Annotated in this window: 17 protein-coding genes; 9 read left to right on the forward strand and 8 right to left on the reverse strand. The window is 41.5% G+C overall.

Translation table 11 applies throughout. The annotated features are described in order from the left end of the window. Both M595_RS24540 and M595_RS24545 read right to left on the reverse strand, forming a co-directional pair. Positions 1-971, reverse strand: a 971-nt coding sequence (locus tag M595_RS24540; RefSeq protein ID WP_023069255.1) for a carotenoid oxygenase family protein, incomplete at its 3' end; no start/stop codon positions are given. A 266-nt stretch (positions 972-1,237) separates the two neighbouring features. Next, positions 1,238-1,540: a YkvA family protein gene (locus M595_RS24545; RefSeq protein ID WP_040484625.1), complete on the reverse strand. Its 303-nt coding sequence runs from the start codon at positions 1,538-1,540 to the stop codon at positions 1,238-1,240. 189 nt (positions 1,541-1,729) lie between these two features. On the opposite strand from M595_RS24545, the gene M595_RS24550 reads away from it, so the two are divergent. The 5 genes from M595_RS24550 to M595_RS24575 all read left to right on the forward strand — a co-directional run bounded on the left by M595_RS24550 (position 1,730) and on the right by M595_RS24575 (position 8,130). Then, positions 1,730-2,122 (forward strand): nucleotidyltransferase family protein, encoded by a 393-nt coding sequence (locus tag M595_RS24550; RefSeq protein ID WP_023069260.1) that lies wholly within the window; start codon positions 1,730-1,732, stop codon positions 2,120-2,122. Further along, on the forward strand, positions 2,079-2,594 hold the full coding sequence (locus M595_RS24555) for a ribonuclease toxin HepT-like protein (protein ID WP_023069254.1): 516 nt from the start codon (positions 2,079-2,081) through the stop codon (positions 2,592-2,594). Before M595_RS24550 ends, M595_RS24555 begins: the two co-directional genes overlap by 44 nt. A gap of 203 nt (positions 2,595-2,797) precedes the next feature. Beyond that, positions 2,798-3,205 carry a tetratricopeptide repeat protein gene (locus tag M595_RS24560; protein ID WP_023069257.1) on the forward strand — a complete coding sequence of 136 codons (408 nt, stop codon included), beginning with the start codon at positions 2,798-2,800 and terminating at the stop codon, positions 3,203-3,205. Positions 3,206-3,280: 75 nt separating this feature from the next. Beyond that, on the forward strand, positions 3,281-7,348 hold the full coding sequence (locus M595_RS32555) for a glycosyltransferase (protein ID WP_083492876.1): 4,068 nt from the start codon (positions 3,281-3,283) through the stop codon (positions 7,346-7,348). A 161-nt stretch (positions 7,349-7,509) separates the two neighbouring features. Continuing rightward, on the forward strand, positions 7,510-8,130 hold the full coding sequence (locus M595_RS24575; protein ID WP_023069264.1) for a Uma2 family endonuclease: 621 nt from the start codon (positions 7,510-7,512) through the stop codon (positions 8,128-8,130). Between the two features lie 333 nt (positions 8,131-8,463). Here the strand turns inward: M595_RS24575 and M595_RS24580 are convergent, their stop codons facing one another. The 4 genes from M595_RS24580 to M595_RS24595 form a co-directional block, all read right to left on the reverse strand. Continuing rightward, the gene (locus tag M595_RS24580; RefSeq protein WP_023069261.1) at positions 8,464-10,698 is read right to left on the reverse strand and encodes an O-linked N-acetylglucosamine transferase, SPINDLY family protein; all 2,235 of its coding nucleotides are present in this window, start codon (positions 10,696-10,698) and stop codon (positions 8,464-8,466) included. A gap of 186 nt (positions 10,699-10,884) precedes the next feature. After that, the gene (locus tag M595_RS24585) at positions 10,885-11,391 is read right to left on the reverse strand and encodes an endonuclease domain-containing protein (RefSeq protein ID WP_083492877.1); all 507 of its coding nucleotides are present in this window, start codon (positions 11,389-11,391) and stop codon (positions 10,885-10,887) included. Between the two features lie 444 nt (positions 11,392-11,835). Continuing rightward, positions 11,836-12,369: a type IV pilin-like G/H family protein gene (locus tag M595_RS24590; RefSeq protein WP_023069256.1), complete on the reverse strand. Its 534-nt coding sequence runs from the start codon at positions 12,367-12,369 to the stop codon at positions 11,836-11,838. Between the two features lie 106 nt (positions 12,370-12,475). Beyond that, the gene (locus M595_RS24595; RefSeq protein ID WP_023069252.1) at positions 12,476-13,801 is read right to left on the reverse strand and encodes a class I SAM-dependent methyltransferase; all 1,326 of its coding nucleotides are present in this window, start codon (positions 13,799-13,801) and stop codon (positions 12,476-12,478) included. Positions 13,802-14,133: 332 nt separating this feature from the next. Between M595_RS24595 and M595_RS29700 the strand changes: the two genes are divergently transcribed. The 3 genes from M595_RS29700 to M595_RS24600 all read left to right on the forward strand — a co-directional run bounded on the left by M595_RS29700 (position 14,134) and on the right by M595_RS24600 (position 15,893). Continuing rightward, positions 14,134-14,328, forward strand: coding sequence for a hypothetical protein (locus M595_RS29700; RefSeq protein ID WP_023069249.1), 195 nt, complete (start codon positions 14,134-14,136; stop codon positions 14,326-14,328). 76 nt (positions 14,329-14,404) lie between these two features. Beyond that, positions 14,405-14,617 (forward strand): hypothetical protein, encoded by a 213-nt coding sequence (locus M595_RS30805; protein WP_023069262.1) that lies wholly within the window; start codon positions 14,405-14,407, stop codon positions 14,615-14,617. Positions 14,618-14,717: 100 nt separating this feature from the next. Beyond that, a complete protein-coding gene (locus M595_RS24600; protein WP_023069258.1) occupies positions 14,718-15,893 on the forward strand; it encodes a homocysteine biosynthesis protein in 1,176 nt (391 codons plus the stop codon). 53 nt (positions 15,894-15,946) lie between these two features. On the opposite strand, the gene patR is transcribed toward M595_RS24600, so the two are convergent. Beyond that, complete coding sequence (patR, locus tag M595_RS24605) at positions 15,947-17,023, reverse strand: heterocyst master regulator PatR (protein ID WP_338041672.1); 1,077 nt, start codon at positions 17,021-17,023, stop codon at positions 15,947-15,949. 502 nt (positions 17,024-17,525) lie between these two features. Between patR and M595_RS24610 the strand changes: the two genes are divergently transcribed. Continuing rightward, a complete protein-coding gene (locus tag M595_RS24610) occupies positions 17,526-18,446 on the forward strand; it encodes a tetratricopeptide repeat protein (protein ID WP_023069266.1) in 921 nt (306 codons plus the stop codon). Between the two features lie 256 nt (positions 18,447-18,702). Here M595_RS24610 and M595_RS24615 read toward each other — a convergent pair. Continuing rightward, the coding region (locus M595_RS24615; protein ID WP_040484626.1) for a zinc ribbon domain-containing protein at positions 18,703-18,920 on the reverse strand (218 nt) is incomplete at its 5' end.

Raw genomic sequence — 18,920 nt, forward strand, 5'->3', positions numbered from 1 at the left:
TTATGATAGGCAAAATCAACAACAACTTCTCCCTCTTGTTCATAAGCATTCATAAAATGCCACATCCACAGGGGTTCTGTTTCTATCCAAATCGGTTTTTGATCAATATTCTTGCGATGAATTAACCCGATTTTTGTACCATATTCCGGCTTCCATTCAAACGGAAGTCCACCCCCGAGCGCTTGAAATACATTGAAAACTAAAGGACAATGAAAGAAAATAATGTAATTTTCAGTAATTGCTGTATCATGTATTAGGGCGGGAGATTCCATTTCAATGGGAGTTTTCCGAATAATTTTTCCCTGTTTGTCGGCGACATAATACACTAAATAAGGTGCAGCTAACAGAGAATAGCGATAAAAATGTAACTCTCCCGTTATCGGATCAACCTTGGGATGTGCGGTCATTGCTTCTTCGAGTTCGCCATCAAAATCCCACTCTCCTAAAGTTTCTAATTCGCTAGAAATTTGATAGGGTAATCCGACTTCATACAACGCCAATAAATGATCGCCATAGGGTACAATATTAGTATTGGCATAGTTCACAAGCGGCATATTTTGTCGTTCTTTTCCCTCCATATCTTGCTGTAAACTCTTGGTGAGAATCCAGCGATTTCGATAACTGGCTTTTCCTTCTTTGAGATAAACCGCATGAATCATTCCATCCCCTTCTAAGGGATATTGATAATTAGCTGGCTTTAAGTATGGATTAGGGCCATTTCGCATATACATTCCGTTTAAATCTGCGGGAATTTCCCCGGTTATTTTTAAGTGATCAACATCAACTTCCTGAAAAACGGGAGCGTTAATTCCTTGTAAGAAAATGTTATCACTTAACCATTCTTGGGTTGAAATTAATTTTCGACTCGGAGCAGACAAAGCTAACAGAGAATGACCCCCAACAGTCGAAAGAAAAGAGGCGAATGCAGCAGCTTTTAGAAAATCTCGTCTGGAAAAGTTCGACCGTTTCATATTTTAAAAAAATATCTCTAGAGGTGGCTAAGATTTTAAACCAAGAATCTAGAGATCGGAAAAAATATTTATTCTATTTTAATAACAATCTAAATTTTATTTTAATCTGTTATCAAAGATACGATTTTAATTTAATTAAAAACAAATTTAGACTAAAAATTCAGTAACAAATAAAACAAAAATACAAAATTTAAACTAAAATAGGGGATGTAAATTCTCTCAGACAGTCAAATCGCTGCGGCTTCACCCATCCCCTCGACGATTACCTAACTTGCAGTGACATCAACAACCGTTTTTTCGGCATCTACAACCTCGCCTTCAGCGACTTCTGTAGAGGTTGTTTTTTGACTACTCTTGAGACGTTCGAGTAACAGTTGAGAGATTTCTGTTACAAACAAAGTCGCAACAATTCCATCATCAATCCATCCTACAATGGGAATAAAATCAGGAGCAATATCAATCGGACTCAGCAGGTAAAGTAACGTTCCCAGAATCAATACCCAACGGTATTTGGTATTACGGAGGGTGTGACGATACCAGTTATAGAAGGATTGAATTACGTTTTGCATCCGGTTTCCTCGCTTAAATTTCCTATAGTTCTATAATTACAGTTTGTTTGTTTCCTTGGAAGTGTAGATTTTCCCCCCACAATATTCGGGAAGCTACACCCAGTTTCTTTTTGGAATGAATCCCAAAGCAATTGTAGCGCCGCAATTCCTTGCTGCTGTAATATAATAGATGTTATAGGAAAATGGGGGTTGAGTGTTTTGAGCGATCGCATTCAATATTGGAGAAAACGTCAAGCCAAGCAAAAAGCACAAAATCAGCGAATGGTACAGCAAGCCCGTTCACAGTTAGTTGATATTGTTAATGTTCTGGTGGAGAAGTTTCAGGTAACAAAGGTGATTGTGTTTGGGTCATTAGTTAAAGATAAATTTACGGCTGAGTCCGATATTGATCTGGCAGTAGAGGGAATTAATAAAACAGATTTTTTTGCGGCGTTATCTGAAGTCAATCGCCAGACAGACAGATGGGTAGACTTAAAACCCATAGAAGATTTAGACCCTCATTTTCGCCAACGAGTTTTTGAGACAGGAGAATGTATTTATGAGGCAGATTTCAGCAAGTCAAATTCGGGAACTGGTGACTGATATTGAAGTAGAGTTAGAACGTTTAGGACGCTTAGAAAGTGGAATTAATCAAGTTCAACAAGAAATGAGTCGGACTCCAGAACTTGCGGATATTTTTTATGAAAGCGTTGCTTTAAAATTACATAATTTTTATACAGGTTGTGAGCGGATTTTTCAACTAATTGCGTCTGAGTTAAATGGTATATTACCCTCTAGTTATGATTGGCATAAACGACTCTTAAATCGAATGGGAGTTGAACGAGAAGGACTTCCTCAAGTCCTAAGTCAAGATACAATTAACCGCTTACAAGATTATCTTGGTTTTCGACATATTGTTCGCAACCTTTACGGTTTTGAGTTAGATCCAGTTCGACTAGAACGACTAATGGAACAGTATCCTTTTATCTGGCATCAATTTCAAGAAGAAATCCGACAATTTTTGAATGAGTTACATAAATTAGCCGAACAATTAGAAGCAGATGATGAGTTTTAAATTAAATCTAGGAGGTTGCTGAATAAATTTTTGAACGTCCATTTTCGCGGTAAGATAAGTAAAATGTGATCGCACATCATCCATGATAGTTCAGGCGGTGGGTTGGGTTTGAGGTGTGATTTATCAGACAGCGCGATCGCTTTTGATCAAAAGTTGGGTATTTTAAGCAAGTAGGCTGTTGTAGCAACCCCAGTGAGGCAGATATGACCAGTGCAGAACGAGAATACATGGAGTCCCATCAACGCAGTCTCAAGCGTAAACAAAAGTTAATTGCATTAATTGGGACAATTGGGTTTGGTGGTTCAATGTTATTTACCCTTGTTCCTCTGTTTAAGAGTGGCTTACAGCAACAAAATCAACCAGAAATTATAGAAGTTGAGTCTGCTGAAATGCAGTTAAAAGCTCAAGAAAAAGGCTATCAAAGTGTCTTACAGCGAGAACCGAATAACTTGACGGCTTTACAAGGTTTGGTGAATGTTCGGCTACAACTGAATGATACAAAAGGTGCGATTGAACCGTTAGAAAAGTTGGTTGAGTTTAGTCCAGAAAGAGAAGATTACATTGTTCTTTTATCAGAATTAAAACAGCAAATTGGGAAAGAAGTCAACTAGCTTGTAGAACAAGAATTTGAAAGATTGAGACAGAGTACCCCAGGATACTATTCATTATAAATTTGTGAGCCGATTATGAGTCAAAAAATTTTATTATCTACGGATGATCCGGGTGTCGGTGGAGTTGCTCAATATAATCACTCTATTTTGCGTGCATTAGTTAGACATGGTTTTCAAGTAACATCCATTCACCCTTCACCGTATCATCAGGCGTATAGCCAGCTTGTTGCAGAGCAGCAAGAAATGGGTGTGAAGCATATATGGATAGAGAGTTCAGATTCCTGCAAAGATATTGAAAGTTTAAAACATACCCTCAGACAAGAACTAGAACACACTAATTTACTTATTTGCAGCAACTCCAATCCTTTTTCTAATTTATTAGTTAAACAAATTGCTACGGAAATTAATATTCCCTATATTATTGTTGAGGGTTTGGTTGAGCCTCACCTAGCATCTAACTTTCCCAAATATTTAGAACAGTTATCTCAGCACTATACTAAAGCTCGAGCAGTTATTGCTGTTTCTCAAAATAACCTAAGTTTATTACATAAATTTTTTAAACTTCCTAAAAACAAAGGGCAGGTCATCCACTATGGAAGACCTGCAAATTACTTTACGCCTCGTAACTTATCTATTAATAAACGTCTACGACATGATTTTTCTATTCCGTTAGATGCCGTAGTTTGCTTCACCTCTGCTCGTATAGAAAAGCGTAAAGGCTACCACTATCAATTGGAAGCTATTCAAAAGTTGATGCCTACTTCTGTGTGGGATAAACTTTATTTTATATGGGTTGGAGGTGGCGTTTTTGATCCTCAATTTGAAGTTCAACTAAAAGAAAAAGTTAAACAACTAAAAATCACTGACAAAGTTAAGTTTTTAGGGCAGCGAGAGGATGTGTCAAATCTATTGAATATGGCTGATATTTTTATCCTTCCTTCTGAACTAGAAGGAATGCCTTTATCAGTTATGGAAGCGATGTCTAAAGGATTACCAGTTATCGCTACAGCCGTGAGTGGAATTCCTGAAGAGTTAGGAAATACTGGCAAGTTAATTACTGACCCCAAGCACGACCCCGAAGCTACTGTTAGAGAGCTTGTTGAGACTATCACAAACTGGGCAACAGACTTAAACTTGGGGGAAACTATTGGCAAGGCTTGTCAACAGCGATCTGAAAAAATGTTTAGGGAAGAAAAAATGATTAATGAAACTATTCAAGTAGTTGAGCGAGGTTTACTTCCGGAAAAGGATTATGTTTCACCCGGTTTGGTTGTAGTCCAGCCAGATCAGTATTTTCCAAACATGGTTGTAGGAGATCCCGAAAAGTGTCTCTGGCCTTATTTGCGACGAAGTATTCCTCACAACTGGTATGTAGACCAACGACAACCAACAGTAGGATTTCTAAGTCGGGATGAAGCCCATATTGTCTACAACACTGGATTAAAGTTTAAAAATAAGCAAGCCCTAGAAATTGGTTGTTGGATGGGCTGGTCAGCCTGTCATTTAGCCCTCGCTGGAGTAAATTTAGATGTTATTGATCCCCTACTTGAGAGATCAGATTTTTATGAAAGTGTGACAACTTCACTCAGAAATGCTGGAGTTCTTGATCAAATTAATTTAGTAGCAGGTTATAGTCCCAAACAAGTAGAGGAACTGGCAAATCAATTTAAACGGAAGTGGTCGTTAATTTTTATTGATGGTGATCATGAAGCTCCTGGACCTCTCGAAGATGCTATGACTTGTGAAAAGTATGCAGAAGATGATGCAATTATTCTATTTCATGATCTGGCTTCTCCTGATGTAGCCCAAGGATTAGATTATTTGAGAGACCAAGGATGGAATACAATGGTCTATCAAACGATGCAAATTATGGGAGTTGCTTGGCGAGGAAATGTCAAACCAGTTATGCATCAGCCAGATATAAGAGTCAATTGGCAACTACCCGCACATTTACAAGGTTACACAATTAGCAATCTATCTCAAGATTTCTCAGCCAATGAATTTAGAGAAATTCTTAAGATAGTTAGACCTTACACATTATTAAGTGAAGAACGACTTTTCTCTCTTTACTCCTTAGCTAAACAAGTTTGCCTAGAAGATATTCCTGGTAATTTTGTTGAGTGTGGAGCTTACAAAGGAGGCGCATCAGCTTTAATTGCAGCAATCATTAAACGCTACACTTTGCGTCCAAGGCTTTTATACGCCTTTGATACTTTTGAAGGAATGCCTGACCCAACGGATGCCGATTTACATAATGGCATTCCAGCAAATCAAACAGGCTTTGGTGCGGGTACTTTAGATGCTCCTATTCGGGAGAATTTAGATCAAGTTTGCCAGCTTTTAGATGTTAGAGATATTGTTAAGCCTGTTCAAGGTCTGTTTAATGAAACACTTCCTCAGTACAAAAAAGAAATAGGTGATATCGCTTTTCTTCATGCTGATGGAGACTGGTATGAATCAACAATGGATATCTTCAACAATCTCTACGAAAATGTTGTTTTTGGGGGAAATATTCAGGTTGATGACTATGGTCACTGGGAAGGTTGTAAGAAAGCAATACATGAATTTGAGAAACTTCAAGAGGAGTCTTTTAATCTTCATCAGATTGACTACACCGGAGTTTGGTTTCGCAAAGGGGGAGACGTTGAGGATAATGAAGTAAGCTCTTATTCTCCAACTCTTTGTGTAGATGGTGTATTCTTCCAACTTTATAATACTGGAATTGCACGGGTTTGGAAATCTATACTAGAAGAATGGGCTAAAAGTGACTTTGCTAAATATATAGTTGTACTTGATCGAGGTGGAACTGCTCCACAAATTCCAGGGATTCGATATCGACCAATTCCAACATACAGCTATGCAGCCACCGATGCAGATAAAGAAATATTGCAACAGGTTTGTGACGAAGAAGGGGCCGATTTATTCATCTCAACTTATTACACAACCCCCATTTCAACGCCATCCGTTTTCATGGCCTATGACATGATTCCTGAAGTATTGGGAGCAGATTTCAATGAACCCATGTGGCGGGAAAAACATAACGCTATTCGCCACGCCTCCGCCTATATTTCCATCTCAGAAAATACCGCTTCTGATTTGGTGAAATGTTTTTCGGGAATTTCCCCCGAACAAGTTACCGTCGCTCATTGTGGGGTTTCTCCTGTCTTTTCACTGAATAGTCAAGCCGACATTAATCAATTTAAAATGAAGTATGGAATTACTAAACCTTACTTTATTTTAGTCGGTGCTGGAAGTAACTATAAAAATGCGGGTTTGTTCTTCCAAGCTTTTGCTCAACTCTACAGTAAACAAGGATTTGAAATTGTTTGTACAGGTGGAAGTAGTCTCTGGTTAAGTACAGAATACCGACAGTTTACATCCGGTTGTGTCGTTCATCCTCTCCAACTCAGCGATGAGGAATTAAGTATTGCTTACTCAGGTGCAACTGCATTAGTTTATCCTTCATTATACGAAGGTTTTGGGATGCCTGTAGCCGAAGCAATGGCTTGTGGTTGTCCGGTGATTACTTGTAAAAATTCCTCTATTCCTGAAGTGGCTGGAGAAGCAGCAATTTATGTCAATGAGACAGATATTAATGCAATGGCGAATGCGCTTTGTGAGGTACAAAAGCCCCAAGTTCGGCGTCAACTGATCGAAACTGGACTGCAACAAGCCAAAAAGTTTTCTTGGCAAAAAATGGCCGATATCGTGAGTTCGGCTTTAATTAACGCAACTTTGCAGCGATTAAACTTAAGGGAAATTAACCTGATTATCTTTCCAGATTGGACTCAAGATGAAGAATCTCTCGGTTCAGATTTAGCAGAAGTTATCAAATCTGTAATCACTCATCCTGATAGCAGTCGAATGACTTTGTTGATAGATAATAGCAATATTTCCAACGAAGAAGCGGATTTAGCTCTTTCTAGCATTGTAATGAACCTGATCATGGAGGAAGAATTGGAGGTTGCTGATGAACCAAATATTTCATTGATTGGACAATTGAGCGAGATTCAATGGTCTGCTTTAATCCCTCATTTACAGGGTCGAATTGTCCTAGAACATGAGAATCAAGACGCGATTAAACAAACTCAAGCTGAGAATATTCCAACCGTTGAATTAGACAGTTTAAATAAAGATAAATAACATAAAGATAGAAGGATGCAAGCCTTGCACCCCTACAGTTCACAAAACATCATAGAGTCAGCCATAAAAGTTACAATGGAAATTCCTGATAATATCGTTAATTCCCTGCAACTGCAATCAAAAAATATCTCCGATTAAAACTGCTTTTTTCTTGAAAAGCCATGACATTAACCGCGACTAACAAGCTAACCTTTCTCGAATTTTTAGAACAGTATCCCGATGGTTTCGGACAGTACGAACTGGTAAACGGAGAACTCGTAAAAGTGGAACCCACTCGCGCTCATAAAAATGTGGCTCGGTTTCTAGTTCGTTGCTTTGATCGAGAAAGCGAACGCCTGAATTTAGACTATATTGTTGATAAAGATATCATCATTAAAACCACAACTCAAGAGGGAGAAGAACGGGGAAGAAATCCTGATGTTGGTGTAGTGAAAGCGGAAGTTTGGAATAGCAACGTGCGAACTTATGGCGCGTTAACAGAACCTATTCAACTCGCTGTAGAAGTGGTTTCTACCAATTGGGAAGATGATTATATTGATAAACGAGATGAATATCAACGCTTGGGAATTCCTGAATATTGGATTGTAGATTATTTGGCAATAGGTTCTCGCACCCTTTTAGGAAATCCCAAACAGCCGAAAATTTTTGTTTATCAGTTAGTTGAGGGTGAATATCAAGTCCAGTGTTTTACCGGAAGCGATCGCATTATTTCTTCTACTTTTCCCGAGTTAGAATTAACCTGCGAGCAAGTGTTTGCATCGAGTCAAATTCGGGAGTTATAGTATTAAATAATTTTCGAGAATCTTTCATCGGGAGCGTAGCGAAGCCCTAAAACCGGGGAATAAATTCCCCGTCTAAAAACCCAAGTCCTCTTAAGAGGACTTTATGTATTAGACAGAGATTTTAATCTCTGGCTTTCAAAGTTTCAAAGGCAGAGCCGTTTCATTCTAATCCTAAAACCGGGGAATAAATTCCCCGTCTAAAAACCCAAGTCCTCTTAAGAGGACTTTATGTATATTAGACAGAGATTTTAATCTCTGGCGGGTCTTTCTGGCGGGTCTTTCTTTCAAAGGGAAGCAGAGGGGATCGGAGAGAGGTTGGGGGAGAGGTCAACATCAACCCCGAGAATCTAAATAAATTTGCCACATTTGTTGATAAGCTTTTTCCATCTCACGGGTGAACTGTTTCCCATTCCACAACGGCGCCGTTTGTTTAGATTTTCGCAACTTCCAAGCTACTTGCTGTCTCAACGCTTCATCGGTTCCTAAACGAATACCCCACTCAACATACTCCTCATCGGTCCAAGCAATTCCCTCATTAATTCCCGCATTCACCATCATTGTATAACTATTGCGACTGGCGAACTGTTGACCCACCCGAGTCACCATTGGGACTTCCATCCACAGCGTTTCTAAGGTCGTAGTCGCGCCATTGTAGGGGAACGTATCGAGTACCACATCTGCGATCGCTAAATTGGCTCGATGAATTATCGAACTGGGTACTCCCGATAAAAAGATTAAGCGATCTGGGTTAACTCCCTCATCTTTTGCCAATTGAACAAAGAACTCTTTGACGATATCTTGTTTCTTGAAACCCTTAATCAAAAAATAGCTATTTGGCACTTCTTTGAGAATCTCCATCTGCATTTTTGCAGTTTGCGGGTGGTATTTGTAACCCGTCTGAGAACTGAGATAAATCACCGCATCACCGGGAATATTTAGGTCATCCCGTCGCAACGTTGGTACCCCAACTTCAAAACCATCCACTGCAATATAAGTTTGGGGAAGTCGCCAAATCTTCTCGCTGTAATAGTCCTGAGCATTTTCAGGTAATACATAGGGATCGGCAATATAGTAGTCAATATTTTGCACTTCTGAAGCATCCCAACCCAACCACGTCACTTGAACAGGTGCAGGTTTCACTGCCATAATCTCACAAGTTACATCGAGAGTAATACTATCAAGATCGATAAGAATATCAATTTCATCCTCGGAGATTTTATCCGGAATTTCTCCAGAACCCATCGGAAACTCATAGGCTGTATAAGCTTGATTCACATACCAATTTTGCAAACTATCTTCTCGACCTTTTGCATTAATTAAATAAGCATAAATTTGAAACTTTTCTCGGTTATGATGGTGAAATAACCATCTTGCCAACCATCCCACCGAATGATTTCGCAGACAATGAGAAAGATAGCCAATTCTCAAGGGTTTATTCGGATCTTTAATAGATTGACGGGATGCAAATTTTTGTTTGTATTGCTTAACCGCAGAATCAGCATAGTTTTCAATATTCTTTTGACAGATTTGAGCAACTTGTTGTCGTAGTTTATTATTAACCTGCGGCTCATCTCGTAAATAAGCAGGAAAAAATAGAGTTGAAAATAGGCGCATTGTCACTTCTTGAGTGAGTTCACTTGGATTGAACTCTATCAAAGACTCGACCAAAGTTTCATGGCGTTCTAAAATAGAACTGACTTCAGCCACATATCCACCACCCGCAGACATTAAGCCTCTTAAAATTAAGTGATTTGCATAAACTTTATCCGCTAAATCTTCAAGAGCCGCATAACAATACTTTGCAAGTTCAATCCCTTTTTCAAGATTTTCTGCTTTTTGATAAAGAGTTGTTATCAGAAACAAAACCGTTGTATTTTCCGGTTCCAACTGGAAAGCCAATTCAGCATATTCAACTGCTAACTTGGCCTGATTATGAGTCATTGAAATTTTATTCGCGGTTGTTTTTAATAAATCGATCAACTCGCTTTGATCGGAAACATAAGGTAGACAAGCTTTAGTGAATTCTAAAGATTGAGGATCTAAAGGGGCATAATTTAGAACTTCTTTTAAAACTAAGAACAGCAATTGACTATCAATTTCTGCTGCTTCTGAAGGGGACTGAAGCCGCTCAAAAACTCCCCACGAAGTGAGTTCTTCTCCGGTATAGGTTTTGAGTAAAACACTCAGCCCAATTAAACTTAATATATTATTGATATCTGTGGGATCAATCTCTCGGATATGTTGCCGAATTGCCCAAGCCACAGCCCAATCTTCTAAATATTCTCGCCGTTGAGCTTCCTTTTTTAAGACTTGGATTAATTCTGTTGTCCATTGTTCAACTTCCTCCGCTTCCCCCTCCGCCATTGCAAACAGCCAAGTTGTCTGTGCTTCAGCTTCCTCTCCCTGCAACAGCATCATCAGCCCCAAATTCCAGTAATGGGATCGAACATCGGGTTCAGTCTCGATAGCGGCTTCGTACAGACGGCTTGCTTGTAGATAATTTCCATCGAGTAGACATTGATTGGCTTGTTGTTGCCAATTCGGGGTTTCTGAGTTAGAAGAAGACATGGTTTGAAATACTTAAATGTTTGAATGTTTGCTTGGATTGCCCCCCTAGCTTTGCCCCCCTAACCCCCCAATTCTGGGGGGAATGCCCCCTGTCAGGTGAATTCTACTATATTTCTGCTCCCCTCTCTCAATTTTGGGAGAGGGGTTGGGGGAGAGGGCGATTAGAATGGGGATTACTCCCTTCTCTCAATTTTGGGAGAGGGGCTGGGGGTGAGGGCAATAGCAACTTAGAAGGCTCCTTCGCCCCCTAAATCCCCCGCCCCCGTGACCCCCAATAATGGGGGTAGCTGGGGGACTTTGAAATTTGGGGGTAGCTGGGGGGAAATCTGCTTCTACTATTTGGAGAATGTGGATGAGAACGGTTTGCAGATCGCTGAGAACTTCTTCATTGCTAAATCTTAATACTCGATAACCAAAGGATTGAAGATGGTTTGTCCGAGCATCGTCATAAGCTTTTTGCTGAGTATGAATGTCTCCATCAACCTCAATAACTAACTTGCACGATGGACAATAAAAGTCAACAATAAACTGTCCTACAGGATGCTGACGGCGAAACTTGAGTCCTGCTAGTTGACGACTACGCAAAGCATTCCATAACTTCGCTTCAGCCGGAGTTAAATTTTTCCGTAAAGAACGAGCCGCCTGCTCGGTTTGCGGATTAGTTCCACGAATTCTAAGAGAGTCTTTTGACATAAGTAGAGTAAATTAGACGGAAGAATCAAAACCCCTCATTATTCTAAGTCTCCTGCCCCCGTGACTGCCAATTCTGGGGATTACTCCCCTCTCTCAAGGTTGGGAGAGGGGTTGGGGGAGAGGGCAATAGGGATTTAGAATACCCATCTAGCCCCCTAACTTTGCCCCCCTAACCCCCCAATTCTGGGGGGAATGTTTTTGAAAATCCCTTATTTATTCAAGTCCCCCATTTCTTAAAGCCCCCAATCTACCCCCATGATCAAAGCCCCCAATTTTGGGGGTTTGGGGGCGGGATCACGGGGGCAGGGGTTTGGGGGCAGGGAATTTAGGGGGAATTTTCCCAATTCACATCAGAAGAAAATCAAACTCTACAAACAAAAAATAAGGGGGTAGCAACCGCCACCCACCTAAACTAACAGTAAATTGTCTCAAATCACGATCAACCTAAACATCTGTCATACCACCAGGACAAGTGGGATCAGGACTATTTAGTTGAACAACGTCAACTACAGCAATCTCAGTCGGGTCTTCACCTGGTTTGAGTGTTTGGCAGAGCATACTTCTTGATGTTGTTTCTGACTCACTAATACTGATTAAATAGACGGCTCCCAGATAGGAGCGAATAGCATCTCCCGTAGCGGTTGCTTTACAGTTAATTCCCCCATCACCTGGATCAGCGCATACATAAGAGAAATTCTCTGTTGCCGTCTTGATACCCACACCGAGAGATGCAATATCGCTAGTGAATTTACTGTTTTCAGTGTAATATGCTTGCTGACCTTTATTGATTGCACTCAGGTATTGTTTGGCTTCAGACTCTTTCGCTTTATTCGCTTGGTTGAGGAAAGAAGGCAAAGCGATCGCAGACAAAATACCGATAATAATGATTACAACGAGAAGTTCAATTAGGGTGAAACCCTCTTCTTTTTTTCTCTTAGCAACGTGTTGTAAGAATTTTGCTTTAAATTCAGTCTTCATAGTAGTTTCTCCTTGGGGTTAGGATAATGGATATCTTGTTTTCGTATCCCTAACTTACCCAGTCACTTTCCGTTTCATATCACCCCTCAGAAATTTTTTTAGTTTTTTAGGCGGAACGCTCCAAAAGCACATACAGAAAGGGATCGAGGTCACTCAAGAGTTCCTTCACTTGCTCAAAACCCGTTTGCTGACTCATGGGTTCGAGGGTGATGGGGTCAACGGGTCGGATTTTTTGCCATCGTTCTACTAAACGCAGAAAGGGTTGGGGTTCATCCCAGAGGGGAAGCAAACAAGCCACCACATCACTTTCTTGATGAAGCGCAACCAGAGTCGGGAGTGAAACGTATTTACTCACCTCAAAAGGTCGCCGAGTTTGGACACATTGAATTAAATCTTCTTTGGCTTTAGAATGTCTCAGTTGCGGATGTAGATGAACAGTGACGGAGTTCCAGTCGCGATCGCTCCATTCAGAAACAGGTTCAACTGGATGAGCCGCGTCAGGATAACCACACCAAAAGTCTAACAAACGGTGAACCGGGTTCAGTAGTTCAAACAGATGAAGTTGGTCTTCTGTGGAAAGTTCGGGTAAACTCATCGCCAGAAATGCAGGTAAATTATCCGGTTCTTTAAACAACCCTGTTATATCCCAATAGCGCCAATTCACCATACTGATAAATTCAAGTTCAGCCTCTCTCAACGCCGCAAAAAGTTCGGGAATTGTTGAGCCTTTATCCCCCATTAATAAGTGGTTCGCCAGCATTGCTTCGTCACTGTCTTTGACTCTTTGGTTCCAAGTTTGCATTTTGATCAACACCTGATCCTTGAGAGCCTCCATCGTTTCTCTAGCGACTTCTATCTCCATTTCTCCCGGACTTTCATTCATCAAACCCATAAACTTAAACAGGTCTTGCGCTCGATAATAAACCGCTCTCTGAAAGGAACTATGAAGATTTGTTCTAAGAATTCCTTCTGGCTTTAACACTGTTTTCATTGCCTTCAGTCCTTCGACAATATCCGGCAACAAATACAGCACCTCATCGGCGTTAATATAGTCAAATTCTAACCCAAGCTGAGGCAATTCTTCTATAGAAATCGCGTGAAATTCGCAGTTGGTAAAGCCGTAATGTTCTAATCTTTTCTGAGCCAAATCAACGGATTTTGCCGACAAATCAATCCCGACAATTTTCGCGCCGGGGTTGGCTTCCGCGAGAACTAACGATTTATAACCGCTCCCGCAACCCGCATCTAGAATAACTTTTCCTTCGGTATTAATAACTTTTTGATTTCTCAAATAATAGGACGTAACTAAATTATGAACGTAGAGAATATCATAAGACTCTTTAGGAGATTTTTCTAAGGGAATTTTCGGATAGGGTGCCGAGTCAAATTGTTGACGAATCTTTTCAACTAATTCTGGATCTTTTGGTTCCATTGTAAATCAACTCCAAATACTTTTAACCCGAAAAACTATAAATATTATCCAAATTTGTCTCTGTTCTGTTTAACTGTTAATCCCCCTAAATCTCCCGCCCCCGTGACTCCGCCCCCAAACCCCCAATTTTGGGGGCTTTGATAATGGGGGTAAAAGGGGAACTTTCTTATTCCCCCCTTTCAAAGGGGGGTTAGGGGGGATAAAGAGGGTTAGGGGGGATAAAGAAAGCTTGGTGGAGGTACAGAACTAACAAAATCGAAAATTGAGATTAAGTGATAAAATCTGTACGAATACAGCGACTCAAACCTGATTTTACCGTTTAACGTGTCTTCATGGATAATAAAGTCGGATTCATCCTCAAAGTCTTATTACTCTCAGCAGCAGTATCAGTTCTGATCAAATACATAGGGCCATCTCTATCGATTCCGTTATCAGTCACAAATACTTTAATTGCTGTCTTTTTCCCGAGTATTGCGATCGCTTTGGTGTTTCTGTGGCGAAGTACCCGCTCTTACAGCGAACAGTGATAAATTATCAATGATCAATCTTCTGGTGTCCCCTATAACCCCTCTAACCTTCTGACTTGGTGACTTATTTCCTACCGTGAACTTTGGTCAATGGCTGGGCTTTTATGCGATTATCGCCTCTATATACATCCTGTGGCAAGTCCGACAAGCTATTTTGCTTGTTTTCGCCGCAATTGTCCTAGCAACCGTTCTCAACCAATTATCACGCGGATTTCAACGGTTGAAAATTAAGCGATCGCTAGCGGTTTTCCTCTCAGTGAGCTTATTTGTTCTCTTTTTTACGTTTTGATCAGAGAAATCCTAATTAGAGATATTCTAGATGGATGGAAAACCCAAAATCAGGGGTGATTTCAAGGTGAAAACTGTTCCCTGTTCCCGCTCTAAAAATAATGAGAACGATCGCTGAGATTAATGATAAAATCCGCACTTCATCTGCTGTGGTGTTGACGGTAGAAGAAGTCAAAGCCCGAGTCGTTGAAACCAGTGTGACTCAAGTGGCTCAAGAGGTTGATGTGATTACCACTGGTACCTTTGAACCGATGGAATCATCAGGAGCGATCATTAACCTTGGACAAACTGATCCGCCGATTAATATTCGCAACTGTTGGCTGGATGGAGTGCAAGCTTATAGTGGGTTTGGGGCGGTAGATTTGTATCTGGGTGCCAGTCAAATCGTCGAAAATGGGGATGAATCCGGCGATCGCGGAGGGGGACACGTAATTGAAGATTTAATCGCTGGAAAGCCTGTTTCGCTGCGTTCAACGGGATTAGTCTCGGACTGTTATCCCCGCAATTCCTTAGAAACAACGATTAGCCGCGACACCATTAATCAGTTTTATTTATTTAACCCTCGCAACCTGTATCAAAATTTTATTGTTGGGGTGAATGGAGGCGAGCGCCAACTCTTTACCTATCTCGGGCCATTACAACCGCGTTTAGGCAATGCCGTCTATTCTAATCCCGGAGCCATGTCACCGCTTCTCAACGATCCAGACTTAGAAATGATCGGGATAGGCACCCGAATTTTCCTCGGGGGTGGAATTGGTTATATTACCTGGGAAGGCACCCAACATTTCCCGTTACAGAAGCGTTTACCCAACCGTACCCCCATTGGCCCGGCGGCAACCTTAGCAGTCGTGGGGGATGCAAAACAGATGAATCCCTATTGGGTACGAGGGTGTTACTTCAAAAACTACGGGCCATCGATGATGATTGGGATGGGGATTCCTTTACCTGTATTGAGCGAAGAAGTGGTTGCTCATTGTGCAGTTTTGGATCAAGATATTGTTGCCCCTGTGGTAGATTTTTCTATTCCTCGGCGAGTTCGTCCGACATTTGGCTTAGTGAGTTATGCTCAACTCAAAAAAGGTCGAATTACGATTGAGGGTAAACCCGTGCGGACTGCTCCTGTCGCCAGTTTAGCGCGTTCTCGTCAAGTCGCCCAACAACTCAAACAATGGATTGAATTGGGGCAGTTTACCCTCACCGAACCCGTTGCTTCTATTCCCATGGATAGAGCCTTTATCCCCCAAGATGTCTGGGGATCTCAGATCAATCTTGACTAAGAATTAGCTACAGAAGCAAGTGAGCAAACTCAAGGGAAAAGTAGAACCGTTAATTAATTATCTGTCTTGGGTTTGGGCTTAATCGGCTTAGAGACTGGCCCCGAGCGAGTGGAAGTCGAAGTTGCCGTTCTGGGCTTGACTGGAGGACGAGAGGAACGAGAAAAGTTATCTCGTCTGTCTCCACCACCTCGGTATGATCCTCGACCTTGAAAGGATTTTCTCCCTTTTTTAACTGGAATCAAGCCAATATCGTGACTTTCTTGAATCACCAAATTGTCTTGTTCAAGTTGAACGTGTAAATCCCAGAAATGACCGACAGCTTTAGGCCCGGCCAAACCATCTAATTTGAGTTTAAAGAACTTGGGCTTGTCTTGATCAGCCCGAGAGGATTGACGAATCTTGACAATAATGTATTTTTCCTCGTCTTGAGACTGGTAAACGACTTCACCCCGAATTGAAAAATAGCCATGTTCGATCTCGCTTAAGGCATTGGGATCAATTTCAGAAGTTAAGGTTTCTGCCTCAACTGGAACCGCCTCGGGAGTTTCTGGGGATTGGTCAGTGGTTTCTGTAGAGGGTGAATCGTCTTCATTTTCATTGTCTTCATTGTCTTTTTTCAGGGTTTCAGGTTCCCAAACCCCCATGATCTGAACGTGTAAGTTATCCTGTTTTTGACGAGTTCGCGGATAAACAACCCATAGATGCTCTTGGTCAAGGTCAATATGTTTTTTAACTAAACTCATCACTCGACCGAGAAGAACCGCATCAATGACCGTTCCATCTGGGGTGAGTAAAATTCCCTGGGTAAATTGATCTTGCGAAGCGGTGTATCGACCCCGAACCAAGCCAATTGCCCGATATTGTCGCGGTTCACTCGGGGGGGGGATTGGATGCCAAAGACGACTCTCTCCATCAAGGATCTGATCCTCGTTTGTCGAGGAATCGTCATTGGAGACTGAAGTTTCAGATTGAGGTTCAATCGCAATATCCAAAGATGAATTTTCGGATATTGCATTCTGATCCGATGGGGGAAGCTCACTCATTGGCTTTGCACTCATGGGCAGATCTTCGGACATATCAACGGCAGGCTCGCTGGATTGAACCGGATGAGATTGGGAGGAATTAGGCATTTGGGAGGATCGATTCGGAGAAGGACTCATAGAACCTGATAGCAGCACACACACATCCCTTTTGGGAGGAATATTAAAATATTCAGTGGATACACAACCCGATCAGAGACACTGAGTTGAAGTTTGACATTGAACTGTGACCCATCGACGGGAGGGGAGACGGTTTAGAACTATACTCCGACTCCTGTACAGTTTAGGATACGTGGCAGAAAACTCGACAGAACAGTTGTTTGTAAACGATTGTCAGTGGACTGAGTTGAAGTCGCAGGCGATCGCTATCAAAGTTTTGTCGATTTGCCTATTTTACTGAATCCATTTGCTAAACGGAGAAATCCGAATGCTTTTGACAAACCTCTACTCAGCAAATACCTTTGATCAATGTTAATTGATAGATATTTTAAGTGATGGGTCTGCTACTATGTTAGCTGCAAGGCACAAGTTGCTTGATCAAACTTTAGAGCTAAATATCTGTAGCTGCTGAGATCGCAGGGATTTAATTTTTATGGTGGACAAACGTCGTGGGTTTATTGGTGTCATATTGGTTCTGTCTCTGATTGCTTTTGTCGGATTCTCTATGGGGCCGATTATTGGCAGTCTAATCGGAGCAAACCGTTCTAACACGCAAACTACGCCCACCCCAGCTCAAACGGCTCAAGCCAAACAAGCAGATTTAGAGGCTCAAGCACGAGGCTATGAATTGGTTTTGCAGCGAGAACCTGATAATGAAACGGCTCTGCGAGGATTTCTGCAAGCTAAATTAGAATTAATCAGCATGGGTCAGGGCGATGTCACCGATGTTGTCGAGCCTTTACAAAAACTTTCCCAAATGAATCCGGAGACAAATGAATATAGCATCTTACTTGCTCAGTCTCAACAATATACGGGCGATCTCGAAGGTGCAGCCCAAACCTATCGTCAAATTCTGACTCAACAACCCGGACAAATTCAAGCCCTACAAGGGTTAGTGAATTTGCTGCTGACTCAAAAACGCCCGGAAGCTGCCATTGGATTATTACAAGATACAATCAAAGCTGCTCCACAAGCCAATCAAGCTCAACCAGGTACGATTGATGAGACTTCTGTGCAGTTGATTCTTGGACAAGTCTACGCCGAACAAAAACGCTACGATGAAGCGATCGCGATCTATGATGAAGCGATGCGGAATAATCAAGAAGATTTTCGTCCAGTTCTCGCTAAAGCAATCGTTCTCAAAGATCAAGGGAATCTCGAAGAAGCAGAACCCTTATTTGGGAAAGCTTCAGATTTAGCCCCAGCGCCATATAAAGATCAAATTCAACAAGCCGCAGGTGTTGTGAGTCCTCCTCCTGGTGAAGATACTTCTGAGACTCCCAGTGATACTCTAAACGAGACTCAGCCAGAAGCGGTGGAAAATACCGAAGAAGTTCCCGAACCCACAAATTAAAAGACTCAGAAGTTAGAAGTTATAGCAGGTCGCACTGGTATATTTACAAATGCCCTGAACGAAGAATAGCCAAAAGCCTGACTATACCTAACTTTCCCCCCCCCTCTTGCCTTTTGCCTTTTGCCATATGAGCTCTTGCCTAGCGCGAAGCGCTATAGAAGTTAGAAGTTAGAAGCCAGATGTCAGGGGACAGAGAAAAATGATCATTCATCATTCATCCATCTTTGGGGTAAACGACCCATCGCCAACGCATAGCTTATGGCGTGGGCTTTATCCCTAACCCACTCCCATCAGGAAACAACGATAGTTGCCCCTCTAGTTGACAGGAATAAGTCGAGATTTCGGGCAGGTTTACAACTACCCCTAGTTGAGCAATATTCAATGCTCCATTTACATCAGCATCATGTTCAAAACCACAAAACCCACATTTAAAAACTTTCCCTTTCCGGTAAGATTTTCCCGGTTTGGGGTGGA

The organism is Lyngbya aestuarii BL J (genome assembly GCF_000478195.2).
GTDB classification, from domain to species: Bacteria; Cyanobacteriota; Cyanobacteriia; order Cyanobacteriales; family Microcoleaceae; genus Capilliphycus; species Capilliphycus aestuarii.